Below are 24,011 nucleotides of genomic sequence, written 5' to 3'. Positions count from 1 at the left end.
CGGGGGATCTCTCCCAGGAGCCCTGTCCCGCCGCGCGAAGGAACAAGATGACACGGAAGAAAGCCCTGGTGGTCCGAGGCGGCTGGGAGGGACACCAGCCGGTCAAGGCCACGGAGCTGTTCCTGCCCTTTCTGGAGAGCAACGGCTACCACGTCCGGATCGAGGAGTCGCCCGCCGTCTACGCCGACGCCGACGCGATGGCCGCCACCGACCTCGTCGTGCAGTGCGTGACCATGTCCGAGATCACCGCCGAGCAGGCGGCGGGACTGAGCGCGGCCGTGGAGGCCGGTACCGGTCTCACCGGCTGGCACGGCGGGATCGCCGACTCGTTCCGCGCCTGTGCCGACTATCTCCACCTGGTGGGCGGCCAGTTCGCCACCCATCCCGGCAAGGAGCCGTGCGAGCGGCGGGGCGGCGAGGAGGACAACTTCCTGCCGCACACCGTCACCGTCACCGGCCTCGGCCGCGAGCACCCCGTCACCGCGGGCGTCGAGGACTTCGAGCTGCACACCGAGCAGTACTGGGTGCTCCACGACGACCTGATCGACGTCCTCGCCACCACCACCCATCCCGCCCGGCCCTGGCAGCCCTGGCACCGTCCGGTCACCTCGCCGGCGGTCTGGACCCGCCACTGGGGCGCCGGACGGGTCGTGGTGACGACTCCCGGACACAGCCTCGACGTCCTGGAACACCCCGCCGTCCGTACCGTCATAGAGAGGGGCATGCTGTGGGCGACCCGCACCGCATCGGCGTCATAGGTCTCGGTTTCATCTCCCGCGCCTATCTGGACACGCTCGTCGGCCGCTCCGCCGTGCGGGTCACGGCCGTCGCCGACCTGGACGCCTCCCGCTCGGCCGCCGTCGCCGCCGAACTGCCGGGCGTACGCGCGCTGTCCGTCGAGGAACTGCTGAGCTGCCCGGACGTCGACACGGTACTGAACCTCACCGTGCCGGCCGCGCACGCCGAGATCGCCCTCGGCGCCATCGGCCAGGGCAAGCACGTCTACGGCGAGAAGCCGCTGGCCGCCGAACTGGCCGACGCCCGCGCCCTGCTGGAGGCGGCGGACAAGGCGTCGGTCGGGGTGGGGTGCGCGCCGGACACCGTCCTGGGCACCGGCGTCCAGACGGCACGGGCGGCGGTGGAGGCCGGAGCCGTCGGCCGCCCGCTGTTCGCCACGGCCGTCATGGTCACCCCGGGCCACGAACGATGGCATCCGCACCCGGACTTCTACTACACGGCCGGTGGCGGCCCCCTCCTGGACATGGGGCCCTACTACCTGTCCTCCCTGGTGCACCTGCTGGGTCCGGTGCGTGCCGTGACCGGGGCGTCCAGCCGGCTCCGCACCGAACGGGTCATCGGGTCGGGCCCGCGCGCGGGCGAGCGGATACCGGTCGAGGTGGACAGCCATGTGTCCGGGGTCCTCGAACACGAGGGCGGGGCCCTGACGACGATCACGACGAGCTTCGACGGGGTCGCCACCACGGCCGCGCCGATCGAGGTCCACGGCGAACGCGGCACCCTGACGGTCCCGGACCCCAACCACTTCGACGGCGAGGTACGGCTCCTCGAACTCGGCGCGGCCGAGTGGCGCGCGCTCCCGCCCTCGGCCGGCTACGTCGGTGCCGCCCGGGGTGTCGGCCTGCTCGACTTCGTCGCGGCGGACGGGCGGCGGGCACCGCGCGCGAGCGGTGAACTCGCCCTGCACGTACTGGAGACGATGACCGCGCTGCTCCGCTCGTCGGCCGAGGGGCGGCGGATCGAGCTGTCGACGTCGGTCGAGCGGCCGGATCCGGTGCCGTTGACGCCCGCGGAGGAGTGGCGCTGATCAGTCCACGGGCCAGGTGTGCGCGGGTGCGTTGAGGTGCATGTAGTCCATGTACGTCATCGTCATCCGCCGCAGCGCCTCCTGGCGGTCGCCGACGCCCGACTTCTCCAGGTGGTGGACCATGTCCGCCTGCCACAGCGCGCCGTTGCGGGCGGTGACGCACCGCTGCTCGACGACCCCGAGCAGCGGCTCCCGCCACTGCGCGTCCATGCCGGCCAGCTCCAGGCCCTGGTGGGCGAGGGGCAGCAGTCGCCGCAACACCAGCTCGGTGACCGGCACTTCGCCCACGCCGGGCCAGTACAGACGGGCGTCGATGCCGTCGCGCGCGGCGGTGTGCAGGTTCTCCTCGGCCACCGAGAAGGACATCCGCGTCCACACCGGCCGGTCCTCGTCGACGAGGGCGCGGGTGAGGCCGTAGTAGAAGGCGCCGTTGGCGATGGTGTCGGACACCGTGGGTCCGGCGGGCAGCACCCGGTTCTCGATGCGCAGGTGCGGGCCGCTGTCGGTGACGGCGTAGATCGGGCGGTTCCAGCGGTAGATCGTGCCGTTGTGCAGGGTGAGTTCGCCGAGTTCCGGGACTCCGCCGCCGTCGAGGGCCTGTTGCGGGTCCTCCTCGTCGCAGATCGGCAGGAGGGCCGGGAAGTAGCGGACGTTCTCCTCGAACAGGTCGAAGACGCTGGTGATCCAGCGCTCCCCGAACCACACCCGGGGCCGTACGCCCTGTGCCTTGATCTCCTGGGGACGGGTGTCGGTGGCCTGCTCGAAGAGGGGGACACGGGTCTCGCGCCACAGCTCCTTGCCGAAGAGGAAGGGCGAGTTGGCCGCGAGGGCGACCTGCACGCCCGCGACGGCCTGGGCCGCGTTCCAGTAGGCGGCGAACTCCTTGGGGGCGACCTGGAGATGGAACTGCGTGCTGGTGCAGGCGGCCTCGGGGGTGATGGCGTCGGCGTACATCGCGAGGCGTTCCACGCCGTCCACCTTGATGCGCAGGTCCTCGCCACGGGCCGCGAAGATCTGCTCGTTGAGCAGCCGGTAGCGCGGATCGCCGGACAGGGCGGTCTCGCCGACGTCCGACTCGCTCAGCGTCGGCAGGATGCCGACCATGATGAGGTGGGCGCCGACCGCCGAGGCGCGCTGCTCGGCGTGGTTGAGCGCGTCCCGGATCTCCTGCTCCCAGGAGCCGGGCCCGCCGGACAGGAGACGGCGGGGCGGAATGTTGATCTCCAGGTTGAAGCGGCCCAGCTCGGTCGACCAGGCGGGGTCGGCGATGGCCTGGAGCACCTCGGTGTTCCGCATCACCGGGAGCCCGTCCTCGCCGACCAGGTTGAGCTCGATCTCCAGCCCGACCTGCGGCCGCTCGCTCTCGAACCCGGACTCGCGCAGCATCTGCGCGAGGACGTCGAGACAGGTGTGCATCTTGTCCCGGTACCGTCGGCGGTCCTCCCGCGTGAACACCAGGGCCGGCACGTCACGTCCCATCGGGGCCTCCCGGGTCCCCTCGGCGGATGCCTCTCCCGTCCCAGAGTCCCACTTCCGGGACGTCCCGGACAGTCGGCGCACAGCACCGGGGCGGTACGCGACGCGCCGCTCACGGAACGTACGCCCCGGTGCGAGACCGTCCTGCCGGCAGGTCGGGTGCCGCCGCGGGCCGGGTGTCCCCCTCCCTGGACGTCCAGGGAGGGGACCGGTGTCACCGCGCCTCTCTCACAGCGCGGTCCCCGGATCGCAGCACCCCTCACGCCGTAGCTGCCGGCTCACCCCGAGCCAGTCCGCGTCGGACGACACCCCGGAGGACGTGTCGGAGCGCGGGCCGGAGTCGAAGGCGGCCACGAGGTCCGCCTGCTCGAAGGGCACGCCCCCGCGCAGTACCGCCACCGTGCGGATCAGGGTGTCGAAGTCGGTGAAAGGATCGCCGTCCACGACCGTGAGGTCGGCGAGCTTGCCCTCCTCCAGGGTGCCGAGGTCGCCGTCCGCTCCGAACACGCGGGCGGGCAGCAGGGTGGCGGTGCGCAGTGCCTCCGCCGGCGAGAGGCCGCCGCGGTGCAGCGCCCGCAGGGCGAGGTGCAGATGCAGTCCGACCGGCACGAGCGGCTGGTCGGTGCCGAGCGCGACCAGCCCGCCGTCGGCCAGGATGCGCCGGTAGACGACCAACTCGCGGTCCAGCGTGTCGAGTTGCGCGGCCGTGGGTGACTGTCCGGCCTGCTGACGGACCAGCGCGGTGTCCCAGGGCGGCATCAGCGTGGTGACCCGGCGGTCCTCGGCGAGATCGGGGTCCGCGCCGAGCAGGGCGAGCGCCGTGAACGGGGTGGCGACCAGATGGAAGCCCGCCTCGGTGTAGATCTCCTGGACGTCCTGGTAGGCGCGGCCCGTGGCGGAGGTCGCGTGCCCGAACTCCAGCCGCTGCGTGGCCTGCAGATGGGTCGTCAGGTCCTGTCCGAGCTGCACCCCCGGCGTGCAGAGATGGCTGCCGCTGCGCACTCCGAGCCTCTCGTGCGCGAAGTCCGCGGCCTCCTTCATCACCCAGCCCGGGGCGCGGACGTACGTCTTCACGAAGTCCCAGTCCAGCGCCGCCCCGCGTGCCAGTGAGCGCCGCAGTCCCTCGGGGGTGCGGTGGGCGCGGCCCATGCTGTAGGCGACGCGGGCCCCGTCGAGCAGTTCGCCGGTGGCCAGCAGCCGCGGTCCGGCGAGCGCGCCCGCGGCGACCGCCTCGCGGATGCGGGCCTGCTCGTAGGCGAAACCGCCGAGGGAGACGGCGGTGGTGATGCCGTAGGCGAGCTGGAGCGCGGTCTGCCGTCCGCCGTAGGTGCTCTGCCAGGGGTGGGTGTGGGCGTCCCACAGGCCCGGGAGCACGGTGCGCTCGCTCGCGTCGACCCGGCGTACGGCAGGGCGTCCGGCGCGGCGCGGGGCGACCTCCGCGATCCTGGCGTCACGGATCAGCAGGTCGACGTCCTCGCGGACGCCGGGTCCGGTGCCGTCCCAGAACCGGCCGGCGTGCACGAGGGTGTCCGCGGGGCGGGGCCGCCGGTAGTCCAACGGCACCTTGACGGTACGGGCCTTTCCGGTGCGGACGTCGAGCAGGCGGGGGGTGCCGGCGGAGAGGTAGAGCAGGGTGCGGGCGTCGGCGGACCATGAGGGGTGGTCGGCGGGCTCGGTGGTGAGGCGGCGCGGCTCCCCGGCGGGCGTGCCGTCCGCGCGGACCGGGAGCAGCCAGAGGGCGGACTCGGCGACGACCGCCATCCAGCGGCCGTCCGGCGACCAGACCGGGCCGGAGTCGTAGCGGTCGGACAGCGAGGTGTGCGGGGCGAGGGCGTGCAGGGCGGCGGTGCCGGTGGCGGTGTCGACGACCCGGATGAGGTTGTAGCCCTCCCGGAAGCGCTGGTTGAGCCGGTTGCGGTCGCACAGGGCGACGTACCGTCCGTCGGGGGACCAGCTCGGGCGGCCGGGCAGCCCGCCCGCGCCGAGCGGGGCGGCGAGGGTGCGTTCCGCGCCGTCGGGCAGGGCGCGCACGACGAGGTTTCCGGTCATGTCCAGGCAGGCGAGGCGGGTCCCGTCGGGCGAGAGCGCGGGGAAGACCCGGCCGCCGTCGGCGAGCACGCTCTCCTCGCCGGAGTCGAGGTCGCGGCGCCGCACGGTGAACAGTCCGTCGCGGTCGTCCGCGTAGAGGAGACCGGTGCCGTCGGGCGTCCAGGTCGGCCCGGACACATAGCGGGTGGGCGGGACCTGGAGAATCTTACGAGGCCGACGCCCGCCCGAAGTCCCGGCGGTCCACAGGGAGTTGAGGGCGGCGAAGGCGAGGCTGCGGCCGTCGGGCGAGAGGGCGGGCAGGTGCAGGGAGCGCACGCGCCGGACGCCGGTGCCCTCGAAGTCGTACGCCTTGCCGCGGTAGCGGGGCCGTTCGACGGGCATCGCGGCCGTGAAAGGGATCTCCTCCCCCGCCGCGGGTGCCGCGGGGTCGATCAGGCGGAAGTGGCCGTCCACCGCGAGCAGGAGCCGTCCGCCGTCGGTCCAGCGGGGCGGGGCGGGCAGGACGTCGCCGTCGACGGGGACGGGCGTGCCGTCCACGACGAGGGTGCAGGAGGCGGTGGGCGCGGGCGTGGTGCGCAGGTGGGCGAGGCGGCCGGCGGGCGAGACGGCCGGGGTCATGAGCTGGGCGCCGGAGTCGTCGGTGTGCTCGACGGTGACCGGTCCCGTGCCGTCGGCGGCGACCGAGGCGAGGGTGTCGGCGCGCAGGGTGCCCGTGGCGGTGACGGCCGCGCGCACGAACAGCACGCGCTCGCCGTCCGCCGACCAGGTGGGGTCGAAGTCCTCCCAGGCGCCGCCCTGCGCCGGGCCCTGCGGTCCCGGGGGCCCGGTGAGCCGGGTCAGCGCTCCGGTGCGCACGTCCACGACCCAGACGCGGTACGGGCTGCCGGTCACGGTGTCGCCGCCGCGCTCGGAGGCGAACGCGATCCGGGTGCCGTCCGGCGACCAGGCGGGGCCGCGGTGGTCCCAGGGCCCGTCGGTGAGCCGGCGCACATCACCGCCGTCGGAACGCAGCGTCCACAGGTGGAAGCCGCCGCCGCGGTAGGCGCAGACGACGAGGCGGCTGCCGTCGGGCGAGAACTGCGGGCGGGTGGGTTCGAGGCCGGGCGTGGTGAGCGCGACGGCGGCGCCGCCGTCGCGCGGAATCGACCAGAGGACGTTCTGCACCTCGGCGACGAGCCGGTCGCCGGCCGGGGAGAGGGTCGCGGAACCGCCGGTGGTGGCGGTCAGGGTGAGGGTGGCCGGGTGGGAGGAGGCGGCCGAGGCGGGTGGGCCGACGGTCGTGACGGCGGTGGCGGTGACGCCGGCGGCCTGGAGGAATCTGCGCCGGGAGAGCGGACCGGACCGGGAAGTGTCGGGTGTGCCGTGGACGTCCAAGGGAGCCTCCAGTGCGCGGGTGGGGTGCCGGACGACATGGGCCCTTCCCCGCGGGGGCCGGTCCTGCGCCCGAACACCGGGTCCGGGAGCGGTTTTTCGCCCCCGGACATCAACCCCTCAGCTCACAGTCCGTCACGCACCATCGCGGCGACGATCCGCACGTGGCGGTCGGCCGCCGTACCGGAGAACTCGTTCTCGTAGTTGAGGCCGTAGGGCCAGAAGTGGCCACCACCGGTGGACAACTTGGCCGAGGAACCGTCGTACTGACGGACGAGGGCGGTGGCCTGCGCGCCGGTCCAGGTGCCGCTGCCGCCCAGGGCGGACCAGCCCGAACTGGTGCCGACGCCGATGGTGTGGGCGATCTCGTGCAGCGCGGTCCGCTCGGTCATGTAGCCGCGGTTGGCGCCGAAGCGGATGGTCCCGTTGATGTTGCCGTCCGCGGTGGGAACGCCGGTGTCGTAGCGGACCGTGATGGATTTGCCCAGGTCGCTGAGGTTGTTGTAGCGGGCCACCGCGGCGTTCATGGCCGAGGTGATCAGGGCGTACGCCGACTGCTGGTCCGCGGTGGGGTTGCTCGCCCGCTCCAGGGTCCAGGTGATGGTGGCCGCCGCGACCTGTTCGTGGGGTGCGGTCGCGGCGGCCGGGGCGGCCTGGGCGATGCCGGGGCCGGCCAAGAGGGCGGCGGCTAGCGCGGCTGTGACCGCGGCCTTTCTTGCGTTCATGTGGGGGTCCTCTTGTGGGGGGGTGGATCCGTGGGGGGGATCCCGTGGGGGGATCCCCTGGGGGTGGTGGATCCCGTGGGGGGAAGTCGAGGCATGAACTGGAAAGCGCTTTCCGAGGTGTGCCGGATGCTAGTGAAGTGTCTTGGTCATGTCAACGACGGGGGGTTGGGCAGGGGGCTGGGGGCTGGGCCGGGAGGCGGGGAGCGTTGGGCGTGCTGGGAGGGCTGGGAGCACTGGGTGTTGGGGCGTCTGAGACAGGCACCCAGGCACCCAGGCACCCAGGATCAACGCGCCCTCTCTCCCCGCCCCACGATCAACGCACGAGACAGGGCCGTTTGGCGTCGAAGGCCCAGTCCTTGACCAGGTACCGCATCCCCACGGCGTCGTCCCGCCCCGCCGACGCGACCTTCTCGTGCAGTTCCTGCGCCGCGAGGAGCCGGTCCATGTCCAACCTGACGCCGAGACCGGGCGCGTCAGGGACGGCGACCTCGCCGCCGACGATCCGCGGCGGTTCGACGGTGAGCCGTTCCGTGCCCTCCTGCCAGATCCAGTGGGTGTCGAGGGCGTTGTACTCACCCGGGGCGGCGGCACCGCAGTGGGCCATCATCGCAAGCGAGATGTCGAAGTGGTTGTTGGAGTGGCAGCCCCAGGTCAGCCCCATGGCGTGGCACAACTGGGCGACCCGGACCGAGCCCTGCATGGTCCAGAAGTGCGGGTCGGCGAGCGGGATGGACACGGACTGGAGGGCGAGCGCGTGGGTCAACTGCCGCCAGTCGGTGGCGATCATGTTGGTCGCGGTGGGCAGCCCGGTGGCCCGGCGGAACTCCGCGAGGATCTCCCGGCCCGAGTAACCGCCCTCCGCACCGCAGGGATCCTCGGCGTAGGCGAGCGTGCCGACGAGTGGGCGGCACAGTTCGACGGCCTCGCGCAGGGACCAGGCGCCGTTCGGATCGAGGGTGATCCTGGCCTCGGGGAACCGCTCCTTGAGGGCGCGTATGGCCTTGACCTCCTCGCTGCCCGCCAGGACACCGCCCTTGAGCTTGAAGTCCCGGAAGCCGTAGTGGTCGTAGGTGGCCTCGGCCTGCCGGACGATCGCCTCGGGGCTCAGCGCCTCCTCGCGCCGAACGCGGTACCACTCGACGTCCGCGCCGGGTTCACGGAGGTAGTCGAGGTCGGTGCGGCCCGGGTCGCCGACGTAGAAGAGATAGCCCAGGACCCGGACGGTGTCCCGCTGTTGGCCGTCACCGAGCAGGGCGGCGACGGGGACGTCGAGATGCTGTCCGAGCAGGTCCAGCAGCGCCGACTCGACGGCGGTGACCGCGTGCACGGTGGTGCGGAGATCGAAGGTCTGGGCGCCGCGGCCGCCCGAGTCGCGGTCGGCGAAGGTGTCGTGGATCGCGCGCAGGACGCGCTTGTAGTCGCCGACGCGGGCACCGACGACCAGGCTCTCGGCGTCGCGCAGGGTCCGGGTGATGCCGTCGCCGCCCGGCACCTCGCCGAGGCCGGTGCGTCCCTCGGAGTCCTCCAGGACGACGACGTTGCGGGTGAAGAAGCGGGCGTGGGCGCCGGAGAGGTTGAGGAGCATGGAGTCCCGGCCGGCCACCGGGTGGACGGAGAACTTCGTGACGACGGGCTGGCTCATTGCGGGCGGTGTCCTTCCAGTGGTTCGGGGGGAGTTCAGGCACCAGGGGCCGGTGGATCCGGGAAGGGTCAGACGCTCAGGGCGTCCAGCACCTGTTCGAGGACCAGTACACCGCCGAGGCCCAGGATCGCGAGGACGGTCGTGTAGGTGGTGCGGGTCTTGATCGCGTCGATGACGGACAGGTTGAAGTACTCCTTGAACATCCAGAATCCCGGGTCGTTGACGTGCGAGAACGCGATGGACCCGCAGGAGACGGCGAGCACCATGACCTCGGCGTGGACCCCGCCGCCCGCGAGCAGCGGCAGCGCCACGCCGGAGGCGGTGACGACGGCGACGGTCGCGGAACCGAGGGCGATGCGGAGGATGGCTGCGATCAGCCAGGCCAGGACGAGCGGTGAGACGGACCAGTGGTCGGTCGCGTCCTTGATGTAGTCGGATATGCCGCCCTCGACGAGGACGTTCTTGAAGGCACCGCCCGCTCCGATGACCAGCAGGATCATCGCCATGGCCTGGGCGGCCTCCTTGCACGAGGTGCTGACCTCCGCGAGGCTGCGCCCCATCCGCGGCCCGAACACCCACACGGCGACGAGCAGGGTGAGCAGCAGGGCGATGGGCGCGGAGCCGATGAAGGCGACGAAGTGCAGTCCGGCGTTGTCCCCGGACGTGGCGAGGTCGGTCACGGCGGCTCCGGCGATCAGCACGACGGGCAGCAGGGCCACCGCCAGCGACCAGCCCATGCCGGGCATCTCCTCCTCCTCGAAGACCCGTGCACTGACCAGGCCCTTCGGGATCTCGGGGTGCATCCGTCGGACGAACGGCAGACGCGGCCAGAGCAGCGCGATGAACGCGCCGACCGGGACGGCGATGAACAGGCCGTAGAACAGGGTGAGTCCGACCGAGGCGTGGAAGGTGGCCGCGACCGCCGTGGGGCCCGGGTGGGGCGGCAGGAAGCTGTGCATGGTGGACAGGGCGATCGACATCGGCAGGCCCACCCAGAGCAGGTTGGCCCGGGTGACGCGGACGAGGGTGAAGGCGACCGGCACGATGATGACGAAGGCGACCTCGTAGAACATGGTCACGCCGATGAGCATGGCGGACAACACCATGGCGACCTGCACCCAGCGCGGGCCGCACACGTCGAGGAGTCTGCCGGCGATCCGTTGGGCGGCGCCGGAGTCCCCCATCACCCGGCCCACCATGGCGCCGAGCCCGATGGTGAGCATGGTGTCGCCGATCTGGTCCCCGATCCCCTCGGAGAGGACGTCCGGGATGTCCTCCAGGCCGATGCCCTGGACCAGGGCAACCCCCACGGCGACCAGGAGCAGTGCGGCGAAGCCGTTCAGTCTCAGCTTCGTCATCAGAAAGAGCAGGACGAGAACGCTGATCCCGACCACGACGAGCGGCATGTGTCAGTTCTCCCTTGAACTGGCGGTGCGCCAAGGCGAGTCCACCGAAGCCTCCGGCGAAATCACCTCGCTGAACACGATCCTCATACAAAGACAACGTCTACATATGAGGACGGAGGCTAGATGTATGGATCACCGACGGTCAATGGGTCCACGAGAATCGCCTCACGATCGCCCCACGCCGCGACGCCGTGGCGCACCCGAGGTCAGGTCGGGCGTCGGCATCACGGCGATACGCGAACTGCGCGGGGCACGGGGCGGAGTCGACCTGTGCGGCTGTAGAAAGTCACCGAGGCGCTGGGACCCTGGAGCAGCAGGTAAGCACGTCCGCGCGGCACCCCCGTATCCCGACGAGGCTCCGGACGCGCTCGGCGAGGTCATCCAGCTAACCCGGACGGACGGGTCGGACATCGTCTACCTGGCCGCCGCGAGCCGCACAACTACCTGCACACGATCAGCCGTGTGGACCGACGGTGCCCGCGAGAGCCCGGCCCCTGCGCAGGCATTGCCCGCGAAGCTCCATGACGACGAACTCCCCTGCGGCGACGTGTCGTTGCTGGCAGTCACGGCTCACATGCACACACAACCTGGGCCACCCCGCTCGCCATGCGCGGAAGTACGGGCCCGCGGCCACTCGGCCAACCGGGAGCAGACGGTCGCCGGCGTCGTCGGGCTCACCTTGCGGTACGACACCCCGGCCGTGGGCACCTAGGACGCCCGCCCTACCCCCCCCCGTCCTCTACACCCCACGACTCTTCCTCACGAGTCGAAGCCCGGCAAAGACCCGGAGCACGCCGTAGCCCAAGGCCACGGCATACACACCGCCCTCTGGACCTGCCGAAAGTGGCGACGACGAGCAGCCCCCGCACCAAGCCGCACCGACTCGATCGCGCCCCCACCCCTCGTCTCCCCCCCAGCCCGTTGCTCCGCCGACACGCCACTGCGCCCGGCGGACGAGCTCCCTCGCGGCGGTACGCCGTCCCCCGGCAAAACGGTTCCCGCGTCGATGGAGCTCGGGCCGGTCGGACGGTCCCCCGCGCCATCCGACCGGCCGTCGGTTGTGCCAGCGGGACGCTATCGGGTCGCCGCCGTCGCGGTCTTGGAAGAATCTGCACTGCCGGAGAGCGCCACCGCCCCCTCCACCCTGCGCGAGGCCACCATCCGGCCGGGCGTGGTCCCGGCGATGGCGCGGAAATCCCGGTTGAGGTGCGCCTGGTCGTAGAACCCGCAGGCCATGGAGATCTCGGTCAGGCTCGCCGCCCCACGCCCGAGCAGCGCCACGGCGTGACGGAAGCGCAGCACCCGGGCCGACGCCTTGGGGGTGAGCCCGATCTGCTGGGTGAACCGGCGGGTCAAGTACCCCTGACTCCAGCCCACTTCGTCGGCGATACGGGCGATCGGCATTACACCCGCGCTGCCGGAGAGCAGTTGCCAGGCATGCCCCACCTCGGGCGCGGGAAGCGGACCGTACTCGAGCCGCGCGAGCAGCGCCGCGTCCAGCAGGTCGAACCTGGTGGCCCAGTCCCGCGTGGCCGCCATGCGCTCCACCAGCTCGCGGGCGTCGGGCCCCAGGACGTCACGGATCTCCACGGTCAGGTTCGTCAGCTCACTCATCGGCATGCCGAACAACCGGTACGCGCCCAGGGGCGTGAACTCCACCCGGATCGCCTCCTGGCCGCCGGGATGCGTACAGATCGCGGGCCGGTCCTCCAGCCCCACCACCAGCGACCCGATACGCCCACTGCCACCGTCCCGCACACCCAGCCGCCGCACCTGCGTGAACGGCTCCGCGAGACTGATCAACAAGGTCGCACGCCCGGTCGGCACCAGCCGCGCCTTGTACGGTGTGGCCACCGCCTCCCAGTAACCGACGTAGCTGCGCAGGTACGGCCGTAACCCCGGATGCCAGGGCCTGGTCACCCGCCACAGCCCACCGAGCCGCACGACCTCGACCGCACCCGTCACATCGACCACACCCGACACACCGGCCGCACCGACCACCCCCGCACGCGCCCCCGCCGGGCCATCATGTGCGCCGAGAACCACCTGGAGCGCTCCTTCCACCCCGAGAAACCGGAGAAACCGGAGAAAACGGAAGCATCAGAGGGCGCGACCCAGAGGGCCCGGCGGAGCCAGAAGAACCACCCCGCACCAACCCCTCACCACCTCCACGACATCAAGCATCCAACGCCCCCTCCCCCGACTCACCACGTCCCGCGTGAAGTTGCCATGCAGACGCGTGCAGATCCGATGACGACGCCCCACGCGTCCCTCCTCCGCTCACCCGAACACCCTTGCCGACAATCGAGCGCGCACCTACGCTGACTTTGTGCCGCTAATAAACAAAGCGCGAACACGCATCGCCGTGCCGGACAACTCCCTCACCCGACTCCGTGTCGTCCTCACCGTCTTCTTCGCCCTCGACGGCTTCGTCTTCGCCGGGTGGGTCGTCCGTATCCCCGCGATCAAGGAGCAGACCGGCGCCTCCGCCAGCGCCCTCGGTCTCGCCCTCCTCGGTGTCTCGGCCGGGGCGGTGATCACGATGATGCTCACGGGACGGCTGTGCCGCCGATACGGCACCCACCGGGTCACCGTCGTCTGCGCCGTCCTGCTCTCCCTGAGCGTCGCCCTGCCCCCGCTCACCCACTCCGCACCGGCACTCGGCGCCGTACTGCTGCTCTTCGGGGCCGCGTACGGCAGCATCAACGTCGCGTTCAACAGCGCCGCGGTCGATCTCGTGGCCGCGCTGCGGCGACCGATCATGCCGAGCTTCCACGCCGCCTTCAGCCTGGGCGGCATGCTCGGTGCCGGGCTCGGTGGCCTGGTCGCCGGAGCCCTCTCGCCGACGAAGCACCTCTTCGGCCTCACCGTGATCGGCCTGCTCGTCACCGCCGTCGCGGGCCGGGCCCTGCTGCGCATCCAGCCCCCGAAACCCGCCGAGGACACACCGCGCCCAGAGTCCCCACCCCACCCCCGGGAGACCGCCCCCACCCGCACCCGCGGCCTCGTCGTCACCTTCGGTCTGATCGCCCTGTGCACGGCCTACGGCGAGGGCGCGCTGGCCGACTGGAGCGCACTGCATCTGGAGCACGACCTGGACGCCGCACCCGGCGTCGCGGCGGTCGGTTACTCGTGTTTCGCGCTCGCCATGACCATCGGCAGGCTGTCCGGCACCAAGCTGCTCGAACGACTCGGCCAGACCCGCACGCTCGTGGGCGGCGGCACCACCGCCGCGCTCGGCATGCTGCTGGGCGCCCTCGCCCCCTCCGTCTGGGCGGCACTGCTCGGGTTCATGGTCACGGGGCTCGGTCTGGCCAACCTGTTCCCCGTCGCCGTCGAGCGCGCGGGCCGGCTGGCCGGCCCCGACGGGGTCGCCGTCGCTTCCACCCTGGGGTACGGCGGCATGCTCCTCGGGCCGCCCGCCATCGGGTTCATGGCCGACTGGTTCTCCCTGCCGGTCGCCCTCACCAGCGTCGCGGCACTCGCCGCGATCGCCGCGGCCATCGCGGCACTGACCCGACGCGCGGCGGCGGTCTGACCGCCTCCGGACACAGCCCGTACGACTCCCACCGGTGCCCGCACCACTCGCCCCCGCGTCCGCGTCCGTACGTACTCGCACGCGCCGCCCCGTCCGGACCACTCAGGCCCGCTCCGGTTCACTCCGGATGAGCCACCGCCTCCTTCTGCAACTGCACCGCCGCCAGCAGGCTCAGCTTCGGCTCCGCCTTGCGCAGTGCCCGCACCGCCGCCACCGAGGTGAGGTCACCCGTGAAGCCGACGGCCGCCAGCCGGGAGCGGACCCAGCGGGCCCGCAGCCCGGCCTCGGTGGCGGCGGCGGTGGACTCGACGAGCGTCACGGCCCGCTCCAGCCCGGGGCGCTCCTCGGGCGAGGCCTCGGCCAGCGCCTGGCGCAGGGCAGCTCCGACGACCTCCGCGTCCCGGAGGACCAGCACGAAGTTGTGTTTCTTGTTCAGTCCCGCGATTCCCGACATGCGGATCATCGTGACGGCGGAGGCCCGTCCCCGCCAAGCGACTTGAGGAGCCTCAGAGACTCGGGCCCCACTCGGAAGCCCGACCCGTCCCTCAGCCCAGCTTCTTCAGCAGTTCGACGGCGAGCGGCGCCGAGGAGGCAGGGTTCTGCCCCGTCACCAGGTTGCCGTCGACGATCACGTGCGGAGCCCACGGCTCGGCCGCCTCGACCTGGACGCCGGCCTCGGTGAGCCGGTCCTGGAGCAGCCACCTGGCCTTGTCGGCGAGGCCCGCCTGGGTCTCCTCTGCGTTGGTGAAGGCGGCGACGCGGCGCCCGGCGAAGGCATTGGTGCCGTCCGCCTTGGTGGCGGCGAGCAGTGCGGCCGGGGCGTGGCAGACGACCCCGAGGGGCTTGCCGCTCTCCAGGGCGCGGGTGAGCAGCCGGCCGGAGTCCGCGTCGACGGCGAGGTCCTCCATCGGCCCGTGGCCGCCGGGGTAGAAGACGGCCGCGTAGTCGTCGAGGTCGACCTCGTCCAGCCGGACCGGGGCCCGGAGCTCGGGGGCCGAGGCGAGCACCCCGGCGATCCGGTCGGCGTTCTCCTGCCCGCCGTTGACCTCGGCGGCGAGGCTGCCCTTGTCCACGGTCGGCACGACAGCGCCCGGGGTCGCCACGACGATCTCGTGGCCCGCGGCCTTGAAGGCCTCGTACGGGGCGACGGCCTCCTCGGCCCAGAAGCCGGTCGGGTGCTGGGTGCCGTCGGCCAGGGTCCAGTGGTCGGCACCGGTCATCACAAAGAGGATCTTCGACATGGCGAAACCGTAGTCCCGTCCTGCCATAGAAATCCAATAGGCTCATGCATATGAGGGATAGGAACACCAATGGCTCCGAGGATGCCGAGCCGACCGTCGGGGCCCCGCTGGACCTGAACCTGCTGCGGACGTTCCTGACCGTGCACCGCACCGGCTCCTTCACCGCCGCCGCCCGTCTGCTCGGTCTGTCCCAGCCCACGGTGACCACCCAGATCCGTTCCCTGGAACGGCAGTTGGGCCGTGAGCTGTTCGAGCGCCGGGCGCGGGGCGTGACTCCGGCGCCGTACGCGGACGAGCTCGCGGCCCGCATCGTGCAGCCTCTGGACTCGCTCGCCGCGGTGGCGGGGCCGGCCGGGAGCGCGGAGGACGGGCCGGTCGAGCCGGTGCATCTCGCCGGCCCGGCGGAGCTGCTGTCCCGATCCGTCGCACCCTGTCTCGCACCCCTGGTGGACCAAGGGGTACGGCTGCGGGTCACACCGGGTCTGACCGAGCCGCTCCTGGAGGATTTGCGCGCAGGCCGCCACGACCTGGTGATCGCCACGTTCCGGCCCCGCGGCCGTACGCTCACGGCCGTGCCGCTCAACGACGAGGAGTTCGTGCTGGTCACGTCCCCCTCGTGGGCCCGGCGGCTCGGCGCACCGGAACACCTCGCGGCGGCGCTGCACGGCGTCCCGCTGGTCGCCTACGCCGAGGACCTGCCCATCGTGCGCCGCTACTGGCGGCACGTCTTCGGCCGACGCCTGGTACGGCAGCCCGCCCTCACCGTGCCCGACCTGAACGCGGTCAAGGCCGCGGTGGTCGCCGGCGCCGGGTTCACGGTGCTCCCCCGCTACCTGTGCGCCGGGGAGCTGGCGTCGGGCGCGCTGGTCCTGCTCCACGACCCCGACGACCCGCCCATCAACACGGCGTTCCTGGTGCAGCGCCCCGGCACCTCCGGCAGTCCGCACGTCGCGCTGGTCCGCGACCACCTGCTGCGGGCGGCCCGGGACTGGTAGCCGAACGGGGGTGAGCGATCCGGCACCCTCAGGCACACTCCTCCCATGGAGACAGCCGAGTTCATCCGCATCCTCGACCGCGAGGGCCAGTTGCTCGCGTCGGCCGCCGAACAGGCGGGCACCGACGCCAAGGTGCCGACCTGCCCGCAGTGGCAGGTGCGGGACCTGCTGCGGCACACGGGCGTGGTGCACCGCTGGGCGACGGCGTTCGTGGCCGAGGAGCGGACCGACTTCCGCCCCATGGACGACGAACCCGCCCTCGACGGGCAGGAGTTGCTGGCCTGGTACCGCACCGGCCACCGTCGCCTGGTCGACACGCTGGGTTCCGCCGCACCCGACGTCCGCTGCTGGCACTTCTTCCCCGCTCCCTCGCCCCTCGCCTTCTGGGCCCGGCGGCAGGCCCACGAGACGACCGTGCACCGCGTCGACGCGGAGGCGGCACGCGGCGGCACCCCCCACGAGATCGGAAGGGACTTCGCGGCCGACGGCATCGACGAGCTGCTGCGCGGCTTCCACGCCCGCGAGAAGAGCCGGGTCCGCAGCGCCGAGCCCCGGGTGCTGCGGGTGCGGGCGAGCGACACGGACGGCGCCGTGTGGACCGTACGCCTGACCGGGGAGCCGCCGGCGACCGAGCGCGGCGAGGCGGGGGACGCCGACTGCGAGGTGTCCGGGCCGGCCGACCGGCTCTATCCGGCGCTGTGGAACCGGCTGCCCTTCCCGCGGGTGACCGGGGACGCGTCGGTCGCCGCGCTGTGGCGGGAGAAGTCCGCCGTGGGCTAGGCGGAGGGCTCCAACATCCTGGTGAGGACCGCGCGTTGCACCGGCAGGGCGGCACGGTGCAGCGCGCGTCCCCTGGCCGTGAGCGACACCCGTACGCCCCGCCGGTCCTCGGCGCACATCCCGCGCTCGACGAGACCGTCCTTCTCCAGCCGGGCGATCAGCCGTGACAGCGCGCTCTGGCTCAGATGGACCCGCTCGGAGATCTCCTGCACGCGGTAGGCGCAGCCGCCGTCGGCCAGGACGTCCAGAACCTCGAAGTCGCTGCCGCACAGGCCGTGTTGCTGAAGAGCGCGGTCCAGTTCGCACTGCGTGCGCGCGTGCAGCGCCAGGATGTCCCGCCACTGTTCCGCCAGCGCCTGCTCGGGCTTCTTCGCCACCATGCGCGGCACCGTAGCAGAGAAGACGAATTATTGCATCGGAATTAAATGCGTTTGCATTCGATGCATGCGCATGTAGTGTCTTCGCCATGACCTCTCCGCTCACCACCCCCGCGGACGCGACCTCGGCGATCCGCTGGACACCCAGGCTCTGGGGCACCCTGCTGGTGCTGTGCGCCGCGATGTTCCTGGACGCCCTGGACGTGTCGATGGTCGGCGTCGCGCTCCCGTCCATCGGCGCCGACCTGGGCCTTTCCACCTCGACGCTGCAATGGATCGTCAGCGGCTACATCCTCGGCTACGGCGGTCTCCTGCTCCTGGGCGGCCGGGCCGCCGACCTGCTGGGCCGACGCCAGGTCTTCCTGGTGGCCCTCGGCGTCTTCGCCGTCGCCTCGCTCCTCGGCGGCCTCGTCGACTCGGGCCCGCTGCTGATCGCCAGCCGTTTCATCAAGGGCCTCAGCGCCGCCTTCACCGCGCCCGCGGGCCTGTCCATCATCACCACGACGTTTCCGGAGGGCCCGCTGCGCAACCGCGCGCTCTCCATCTACACCACCTGCGCCGCCACCGGCTTCTCCATGGGCCTGGTGCTGTCCGGCCTGCTCACCGAGGCCAGTTGGCGCCTGACCATGCTGCTGCCCGCGCCCATCGCGCTGGTCGCCCTGATCGCGGGCCTGAAGCTGCTGCCGCGCAGCGCCCGCGAGAAAGACCACAACGGCTACGACGTGCCCGGCGCCGTCCTCGGCACCGCCTCGATGCTGCTGCTCGTCTTCACCGTCGTCCAGGCTCCCGAGTCCGGCTGGACCTCGGCCCGCACGCTGCTGTCCTTCCTCGCCGTGGCCGTGCTGCTGAGCGTGTTCGTCGCGGTCGAGCGGCGCTCGCCGGGCCCGCTGATCCGGCTCGGCGTGCTGCGCTCCGGCACCCAGATCCGTGCCCAACTGGGCGCCATGGCCTTCTTCGGCTCCTACGTCGGCTTCCAGTTCCTCGTGACCCTGTACATGCAGTCGCTGCTCGGCTGGTCGGCGCTGCACACCGCGCTCGCCTTCCTGCCCGCGGGCGCGCTGGTGGCGGTGTCCTCGACGAAGGTCGGCTCGATCGTCGACCGGTTCGGCACCCACCGGCTGATCCCGGCGGGCTTCGCGCTGATGGTCGTCGGGTACGCACTGTTCCTGGGCGTCGATCTCGACCCCGCGTACGCGGTTGCCATCCTGCCGTCGATGCTGCTCATCGGCGCCGCCTGCGCGCTGGTCTTCCCCTCGCTCAACATCCAGGCCACCAACGGCGTCGAGGACCACGAGCAGGGCATGGTCTCCGGACTGCTCAACACCTCGGTCCAGGTCGGCGGCGCGATCTTCCTGGCCGTCGTGACCGCGGTGGTGACCGCGGGCACCCCTGAGAACGCCACCCCGCAGGCCGTCCTCGACAGCTACCGCCCCGGACTGGTCGTGGTCACCGCGATCGCCGCGGCCGGGCTGCTGATCACCCTCACGGGAGCACGCACCGCACGTCGGCCGCAGCCCTCCGTCGTGGTCGCCAAGTCCACCGCGCGGGAGCCGGAGCGCGTCACCGTACGCGACTAGGGGGGACGCCTCCTCCCACCCGGGTGCCCGGCGGAGCCTGCTTGCTCCGCCGGGCACACCGCTGTGAGACTCGGAGGATGGAGACGTACGGGGGACGCCGGAACCAGGCGGAGCGGGACGCGGTCACCGTCGAGACCGGATACGCGCTGTGCAGTGCACTGTTCGCGGCGGCGGTGCTGTTCGGGGCGGTGGCCGGACCGGCGCTGCTGTTCGAACTGCCGGTCACCGTCGAGAAGTTGCTGCTCCGCACCGGGATGACGATCGCCCCCCTCGTCTTCGTCGCCCGGGTGGTCAGCGTGCTGGTGCGCTTCCGGCGGGAGCGCCCTCAGCCCAGCCAGCCGGGCCGTACCAGCCCCGACTCGTAGGCCAGCACCACCAGTTGGGCCCGGTCGCGGGCGCCCAGCTTGACCATCGTGCGGCTGACGTGGGTCTTGGCCGTGAGCGGGCTGACGACCAGGCGCCGGGCGATCTCCTCGTTGGACAGGCCGATGCCCACCAGGGCCATCACCTCCCGTTCCCGCTCGGTGAGCCCGGCGAGGGCACCCTCGGCCGCGGGCTCCTTGGAGCGGGCGGCGAACTCGGCGATGAGACGGCGGGTCACACCGGGCGAGAGCAGCGCGTCACCGTCGACCACCGCCCTGACGGCACGCAGGAGTTCCTCCGGTTCGGTGTCCTTGACCAGGAAGCCGGAGGCCCCGGAGCGAATCGCCTCGAAGACGTACTCGTCGAGCTCGAAGGTGGTGAGCATGACCACCTTCACCTCCCGCAGAGCGGTGTCCTCGGTGATGCGCCGGGTCGCGGCGAGTCCGTCGAGCAGCGGCATGCGAATGTCCATCAGGACGATGTCCGGGCGCAGTTCGCGCACCGTGCGCACCGCCTCCTCGCCGTCGGCGGCCTCCGCGGCCACCTCGATGTCCGGCTGTGCGTCGAGCAGGGCCCGGAAACCGGCCCGCACGAGCGACTGGTCGTCGGCGAGCAGTACGCGGATCACCGGTCGTCCTCCTTGGCCTTCACCTTGAGCGGCAGTACGGCGAGCACCCGGAACCCGCCCTCGGGACGCGGGCCCGCCTCGATCGTGCCACCGAGGGCGGCGGCCCGCTCCCGCATTCCGGCCAGTCCGTTGCCGCTGCCGCCCGCGTCGGCGCCGGTCGCGGGTCCGTCGTCGTCGACACGGAGCCGCAGCGTGTCCGCGTCGTGGTCGAGCCGCACGCGCGCGTGCCGCGAGCCCGAGTGCCGTACGACGTTGGTGAGCGCCTCCTGCACGATCCGGAAGGCGGCGAGGTCGGCCCCGGGCGGCAGCCCCGGTGCCGTGCCCGCCACCTCGACCGTGAGGCCCGCGCCGGCCGCCTGGGACACCAGCTCGGGCAGCCGGTCGAGGCCGGGCGCGGGGGCGCGCGGCGCGTCCCCGGGGGTGCGCAGGGTGTCGAGCACCTGGCGGACCTCGCCGAGCGCCTCCTTGCTGGCGGCCTTGATGGTGGTGAGCGCGGTGCGGGCCTGCTCGGGGTCGGTGTCGAGGAGGGCGAGGCCGACGCCGGCCTGGACGTTGATGACGGAGATGCTGTGCGCGAGGACGTCGTGGAGCTCACGGGCGATCCGCAGGCGTTCCTCGTCGGCGCGGCGCTGCGCGGCCCGGGCCCGCTCGGCCCGTTCCCTGGCCCACTGGTCGCGGCGGGTCCGGGCCAGCTCCGAGACGGCGACGATGGCGACGACCCAGGCGGCGATCACGCCCTCCTGCCCCCAGGGGGCGGCGGAGTCCCCGGACGGCGGCAGCCACCGGTAGAGCCAGTGGGCCACCAGGACGTGCCCGGCCCACAGCATCCCGAGCGCGGTCCAGGCGGCCCGTCGGTGTCCGGCCACGACGGCGCTGAAGCAGGCCAGGGCGACGGTGAGGAACACGGGCCCGTACGGATAACCGGCCCCGAGGTAGAGCATCGCGGCGGCCGCCGTGCCGAAGGCGACGAGCACCGGCCGTCGGTGCCTCCACAGCAGCAGCCCGCAGCCGGTCACCAGCAGCGCCCGCGCGAACGGGTCGAGCGCGGCCCGCTCGCCGACCTGCTGGTGTGCCGCGTAGTTCGATCCCCCGAGCACGAAGAAGGTCAGCAGCAGGGTGGACGGCCAGGGCCACCGGCCGCCCGGTGCGTCGCCGTCGGCGCTCCGCCACCACGACGGCCCGTGCCGCCGCCACCGCGGCCGGCCTCCGCCGTGCCCGCCCCGCTCACCGTCCATGACAGCCACGCTAGACGGCCCGGCCGGCCAGGACGTCCCCCGGGCGTGGTGATCACGCCTACTCCCGGCGAAGTACGACGACGGTGGCGGGCCCCGGCGTGGCCGCGCCGCCCCTTAGCGGAGCCCCACTCCCCGCCCGAGCTTCGCTCCCCTAGCGGAGCCCCACTCCGCGTCCGAGCTGCCGGACCGCGTGCCGGAAGAACGGCTCGCGCTCCTCGACCACGCGGTTGAACTGGCCGAAGAGCTCGAAGCCGACCAGGCCGAAGAGCTGGGCCCAGGCCACCACCAGGGCCGCCACGACCGGGGAGGGGAGGTCCGGGGCCAGGTCGGTGGTGATGCGGTCGGCCTCGGCGTGCAGCTCTTCGGGCACGGGCGGCAGCTCGGCCAGGCCCCGCGGACCGTGGTGCGCGTCGCGCACGATGCCGATCAGGAGGAGGCCGACCCGGGCGGCGGGCGGGACGGTGGTCTGCGGCGCGGTGTAGCCGGGGACGGGAGAGCCGTAGATGAGGGCGTACTCGTGGGGATGGTCGAGCGACCAGCGGCGGACCGCCTCACACACCGCGACCCAGCGCTCCGGTGGGGCCGCCTCCGCGACGGCCTCGTGCGCCCGTTCCGCGCCCTCCCCCAGGGAGTCGTACGCGTCGATGATCAGTGCGGTGAGCAGGTCGTCGCGGCTCGGGAAGTAGCGGTACAGCGCCGAGGAGACCATGCCGAGCTCGCGCGCCACGGCCCGCAGCGAGAGCTTCGCCGCGCCCTCCGCCGCGAGCTGCCGGCGCGCCTCGTCCTTGATGGCGGCGGTGACTTCGATCCGGGCACGGGCCCGGGCCCCTTGTGCGGTGCTCATACGGGCCAGTCTCGCACAGGAACAGAGCAGTGCACACAATCGAGAGCAGTGATCTTGCTTTGGCGCGGCGAACCGTGCAGACTGATCCCACCGAAAGCGAGAGCACCGCTCTCTCAACCGATGGGGGTCACCATGTCATCGCCTTACTACCGCAAGGGCAGCCCGCTCAACGTCCGCTTCAACAGCGTCATCGGATGGCTCGCCCGGCACGGCTTCAGCCTCGCGGGCACGGCGGAGATGTCGGTGCGCGGCCGCAAGAGCGGGCAGATGCAGCGCATCCCGGTCAACCCGCACACGTACGAGGGCGGGCAGTACCTGGTCTCGGCGCGCGGTCACTCCCAGTGGGTGCGCAACATGCGCGCCGCCGGCGGCGGGGAGCTGCGGGTCGGCCGCCGCGTGCGACGGTTCACCGCGGTGGAGCTTCCCGACGCGGAGAAGCTCCCGATCCTGCGGACCTACCTGGAGAAGTGGGGCTGGGAGGTCAACCAGTACTTCCAGGGCGTGACCGCCAAGTCCTCCGACGAGGAACTCGTGGCGGCCGCCCCGGACCACCCGGTCTTCCGGATCACGGTCGGGAAGTGACCGGGGCGGACGCGACCGCTCGGGAAGCGACCGGCGCGGACGCGACCGTTCGAGAAGCCACCGGTTCTAAGGTCACCGGTCAGGACGTGGCCTCGCCCTCCGCGGCCCGCTCGGCCGGGCGCGGGTCCAGCGCGGCCAGCGCCCGCTGGGCCATCGGCCGGCCGCGGACCAGCTCGCCCAGTGTGGTCGCGCCCTGGGTGATGTCCTTGAACGCGTTCCACGCGGGCCGGAAGCCCGTCAGCGCCGCGTGGAACAGGCCGGGCCGGCGCTCGAACGCGGTCAGCAGCCGCTTGCCGACGCTCATCTCGACGCCGAGGCCCGCCTTCACGGCGAACGCGTAGTTCAGCGCCTGGCGCCGGGTGTCCACCGCGTCGTGGGCCTCCGCGATCCTGACCGCCCACTCCCCCGCGAGCCGCCCGGAGCGCAGCGCGAAGGAGATGCCCTCGCGGGTCCACGGCTCCAAAAGCCCCGCCGCGTCACCGCAGACCAGCACCCGCCCGCGCGAGAGCGGCGAGTCGTCGGCGCGGCAGCGGGTCAAGTGCCCCGAGGAGATGCTGGGTTCGAACCCGGCGAGCCCGAGCCGCCCGATGAAGTCCTCCAGGTACCGCTTGGTGGCCGCGCCTTCCCCGCGCGCGGAGATCACGCCGACCGTCAGGGTGTCGCCCTTCGGGAAGACCCAGCCGTAACTGCCGGGCATCGGGCCCCAGTCGATGAGCACCCGCCCCTTCCAGTCCTCGGCGACGGTCTCCGGCACCGGGATCTCCGCCTCCAGGCCGAGGTCGACCTGGTCGAGCTTGACCCCGACATGCGCGCCTATCCGGCTGGCGCTGCCGTCGGCCCCGACGACCGCCCGCGCGAGCAGGGTCTCGCCGCCCTGGAGCACCACGGCGACCGTACGCCGGTCGGGCACCGACGAGCCGTGCTGCTCGACCCGCTGCACGGTGACGCCCGTGCGCAGCTCGGCGCCGGCCTTCTGGGCGTGCTCCACGAGCTGCTGGTCGAACTCGGGCCGGTTGATCAGCCCGAACAGCATCTGCTTGGAGCGCCGGGTGCGTGTGAAGCGGCCGTTGTTCGAGAAGGTCACCGCGTGCACCCGGTCCCGGAACGGCAGCTCGAAGCCCGGCGGCAGCGAGTCCCGCGAGGGACCGATGATGCCGCCGCCACAGGTCTTGTACCGGGGCAGCTCGGCCTTCTCCAGCAACAGCACGCGCCGTCCCGCGACCGCCGCCGCGTAGGCCGCCGAGGCGCCCGCGGGGCCCGCGCCCACCACGACGACGTCCCACACCCGCTGCGCGTCGTCCTGCACGCCGTCCGCCGAAGAGTCGTCCGCCGAAGAGTTCTCGCTGCTCACGATGGT

At 72.4% G+C, this 24,011-nt stretch carries 21 protein-coding genes; 8 read left to right on the top strand and 13 right to left on the bottom strand.

Annotation, left to right across the window (positions count from 1 at the left end):
• The first annotated feature begins 47 nt into the window (after positions 1-47).
• Complete coding sequence (locus ACZ66S_RS23065; RefSeq protein WP_469903399.1) at positions 48-758, top strand: ThuA domain-containing protein; 711 nt, start codon at positions 48-50, stop codon at positions 756-758.
• Positions 728-1,825 carry a Gfo/Idh/MocA family protein gene (locus tag ACZ66S_RS23060; RefSeq protein ID WP_469903398.1) on the top strand — a complete coding sequence of 366 codons (1,098 nt, stop codon included), beginning with the start codon at positions 728-730 and terminating at the stop codon, positions 1,823-1,825. Before ACZ66S_RS23065 ends, ACZ66S_RS23060 begins: the two co-directional genes overlap by 31 nt.
• Here ACZ66S_RS23060 and ACZ66S_RS23055 read toward each other — a convergent pair whose 3' ends face one another.
• The 6 genes from ACZ66S_RS23055 to ACZ66S_RS23030 all read right to left on the bottom strand — a co-directional run bounded on the left by ACZ66S_RS23055 (position 1,826) and on the right by ACZ66S_RS23030 (position 12,477).
• Positions 1,826-3,304 (bottom strand): glutamate-cysteine ligase family protein, encoded by a 1,479-nt coding sequence (locus ACZ66S_RS23055; protein ID WP_469903397.1) that lies wholly within the window; start codon positions 3,302-3,304, stop codon positions 1,826-1,828.
• A 225-nt stretch (positions 3,305-3,529) separates the two neighbouring features.
• Positions 3,530-6,724 (bottom strand): amidohydrolase family protein, encoded by a 3,195-nt coding sequence (locus ACZ66S_RS23050; RefSeq protein WP_469903396.1) that lies wholly within the window; start codon positions 6,722-6,724, stop codon positions 3,530-3,532.
• A 122-nt stretch (positions 6,725-6,846) separates the two neighbouring features.
• Positions 6,847-7,446, bottom strand: coding sequence for a hypothetical protein (locus ACZ66S_RS23045; protein ID WP_469903395.1), 600 nt, complete (start codon positions 7,444-7,446; stop codon positions 6,847-6,849).
• Between the two features lie 313 nt (positions 7,447-7,759).
• Positions 7,760-9,088, bottom strand: a complete 1,329-nt coding sequence (locus ACZ66S_RS23040) for an enolase C-terminal domain-like protein (protein ID WP_469903394.1) — start codon at positions 9,086-9,088, stop codon at positions 7,760-7,762.
• A 68-nt stretch (positions 9,089-9,156) separates the two neighbouring features.
• The gene (locus tag ACZ66S_RS23035; RefSeq protein WP_469903393.1) at positions 9,157-10,494 is read right to left on the bottom strand and encodes a gluconate:H+ symporter; all 1,338 of its coding nucleotides are present in this window, start codon (positions 10,492-10,494) and stop codon (positions 9,157-9,159) included.
• Between the two features lie 1,074 nt (positions 10,495-11,568).
• Positions 11,569-12,477, bottom strand: a complete 909-nt coding sequence (locus ACZ66S_RS23030; RefSeq protein ID WP_469903491.1) for a helix-turn-helix domain-containing protein — start codon at positions 12,475-12,477, stop codon at positions 11,569-11,571.
• A gap of 382 nt (positions 12,478-12,859) precedes the next feature.
• On the opposite strand from ACZ66S_RS23030, the gene ACZ66S_RS23025 reads away from it, so the two are divergent.
• On the top strand, positions 12,860-14,032 hold the full coding sequence (locus tag ACZ66S_RS23025; RefSeq protein ID WP_469903392.1) for an MFS transporter: 1,173 nt from the start codon (positions 12,860-12,862) through the stop codon (positions 14,030-14,032).
• A gap of 118 nt (positions 14,033-14,150) precedes the next feature.
• On the opposite strand, the gene ACZ66S_RS23020 is transcribed toward ACZ66S_RS23025, so the two are convergent.
• On the bottom strand, positions 14,151-14,486 hold the full coding sequence (locus tag ACZ66S_RS23020; protein ID WP_469903391.1) for a hypothetical protein: 336 nt from the start codon (positions 14,484-14,486) through the stop codon (positions 14,151-14,153).
• Between the two features lie 91 nt (positions 14,487-14,577).
• Positions 14,578-15,273, bottom strand: coding sequence for a type 1 glutamine amidotransferase domain-containing protein (locus tag ACZ66S_RS23015; RefSeq protein WP_469903390.1), 696 nt, complete (start codon positions 15,271-15,273; stop codon positions 14,578-14,580).
• A 50-nt stretch (positions 15,274-15,323) separates the two neighbouring features.
• Between ACZ66S_RS23015 and ACZ66S_RS23010 the strand changes: the two genes are divergently transcribed.
• Together ACZ66S_RS23010 and ACZ66S_RS23005 are read left to right on the top strand one after the other, a co-directional pair.
• Positions 15,324-16,268 carry a LysR family transcriptional regulator gene (locus ACZ66S_RS23010; RefSeq protein ID WP_469903389.1) on the top strand — a complete coding sequence of 315 codons (945 nt, stop codon included), beginning with the start codon at positions 15,324-15,326 and terminating at the stop codon, positions 16,266-16,268.
• A 45-nt stretch (positions 16,269-16,313) separates the two neighbouring features.
• Positions 16,314-17,048 carry a maleylpyruvate isomerase family mycothiol-dependent enzyme gene (locus ACZ66S_RS23005; protein WP_469903388.1) on the top strand — a complete coding sequence of 245 codons (735 nt, stop codon included), beginning with the start codon at positions 16,314-16,316 and terminating at the stop codon, positions 17,046-17,048.
• Here ACZ66S_RS23005 and ACZ66S_RS23000 read toward each other — a convergent pair.
• Entirely contained in the window at positions 17,045-17,428 is a 384-nt protein-coding gene (locus ACZ66S_RS23000) for a MarR family winged helix-turn-helix transcriptional regulator (RefSeq protein WP_469903387.1), read from the bottom strand. The two genes, ACZ66S_RS23005 and ACZ66S_RS23000, sit on opposite strands and share 4 nt — an antisense overlap.
• A gap of 86 nt (positions 17,429-17,514) precedes the next feature.
• Here ACZ66S_RS23000 and ACZ66S_RS22995 point away from each other — a divergent pair, with 86 nt between their 5' ends.
• Positions 17,515-19,002, top strand: coding sequence for an MFS transporter (locus ACZ66S_RS22995; RefSeq protein ID WP_469903386.1), 1,488 nt, complete (start codon positions 17,515-17,517; stop codon positions 19,000-19,002).
• A 77-nt stretch (positions 19,003-19,079) separates the two neighbouring features.
• A complete protein-coding gene (locus ACZ66S_RS22990) occupies positions 19,080-19,367 on the top strand; it encodes a DUF6332 family protein (RefSeq protein WP_469903385.1) in 288 nt (95 codons plus the stop codon).
• Here ACZ66S_RS22990 and ACZ66S_RS22985 read toward each other — a convergent pair.
• The 3 genes from ACZ66S_RS22985 to ACZ66S_RS22975 form a co-directional block, all read right to left on the bottom strand.
• Positions 19,328-19,993, bottom strand: coding sequence for a response regulator (locus tag ACZ66S_RS22985; protein WP_469903384.1), 666 nt, complete (start codon positions 19,991-19,993; stop codon positions 19,328-19,330). The two genes, ACZ66S_RS22990 and ACZ66S_RS22985, sit on opposite strands and share 40 nt — an antisense overlap.
• Positions 19,990-21,228: a sensor histidine kinase gene (locus tag ACZ66S_RS22980; RefSeq protein ID WP_469903383.1), complete on the bottom strand. Its 1,239-nt coding sequence runs from the start codon at positions 21,226-21,228 to the stop codon at positions 19,990-19,992. Before ACZ66S_RS22980 ends, ACZ66S_RS22985 begins: the two co-directional genes overlap by 4 nt.
• Before the next feature lie 151 nt (positions 21,229-21,379).
• Positions 21,380-22,072 carry a TetR/AcrR family transcriptional regulator gene (locus ACZ66S_RS22975; protein ID WP_469903382.1) on the bottom strand — a complete coding sequence of 231 codons (693 nt, stop codon included), beginning with the start codon at positions 22,070-22,072 and terminating at the stop codon, positions 21,380-21,382.
• Positions 22,073-22,204: 132 nt separating this feature from the next.
• Between ACZ66S_RS22975 and ACZ66S_RS22970 the strand changes: the two genes are divergently transcribed.
• Positions 22,205-22,654 carry a nitroreductase family deazaflavin-dependent oxidoreductase gene (locus ACZ66S_RS22970; RefSeq protein WP_469903381.1) on the top strand — a complete coding sequence of 150 codons (450 nt, stop codon included), beginning with the start codon at positions 22,205-22,207 and terminating at the stop codon, positions 22,652-22,654.
• 79 nt (positions 22,655-22,733) lie between these two features.
• On the opposite strand, the gene ACZ66S_RS22965 is transcribed toward ACZ66S_RS22970, so the two are convergent.
• The gene (locus ACZ66S_RS22965) at positions 22,734-24,005 is read right to left on the bottom strand and encodes a geranylgeranyl reductase family protein (protein WP_469903380.1); all 1,272 of its coding nucleotides are present in this window, start codon (positions 24,003-24,005) and stop codon (positions 22,734-22,736) included.
• Between the last annotated feature and the right edge of the window lie 6 nt (positions 24,006-24,011).

This window comes from Streptomyces sp. NPDC107471 (assembly GCF_055582845.1).
This window is presented reverse-complemented; position numbering and strand designations above follow the sequence as displayed.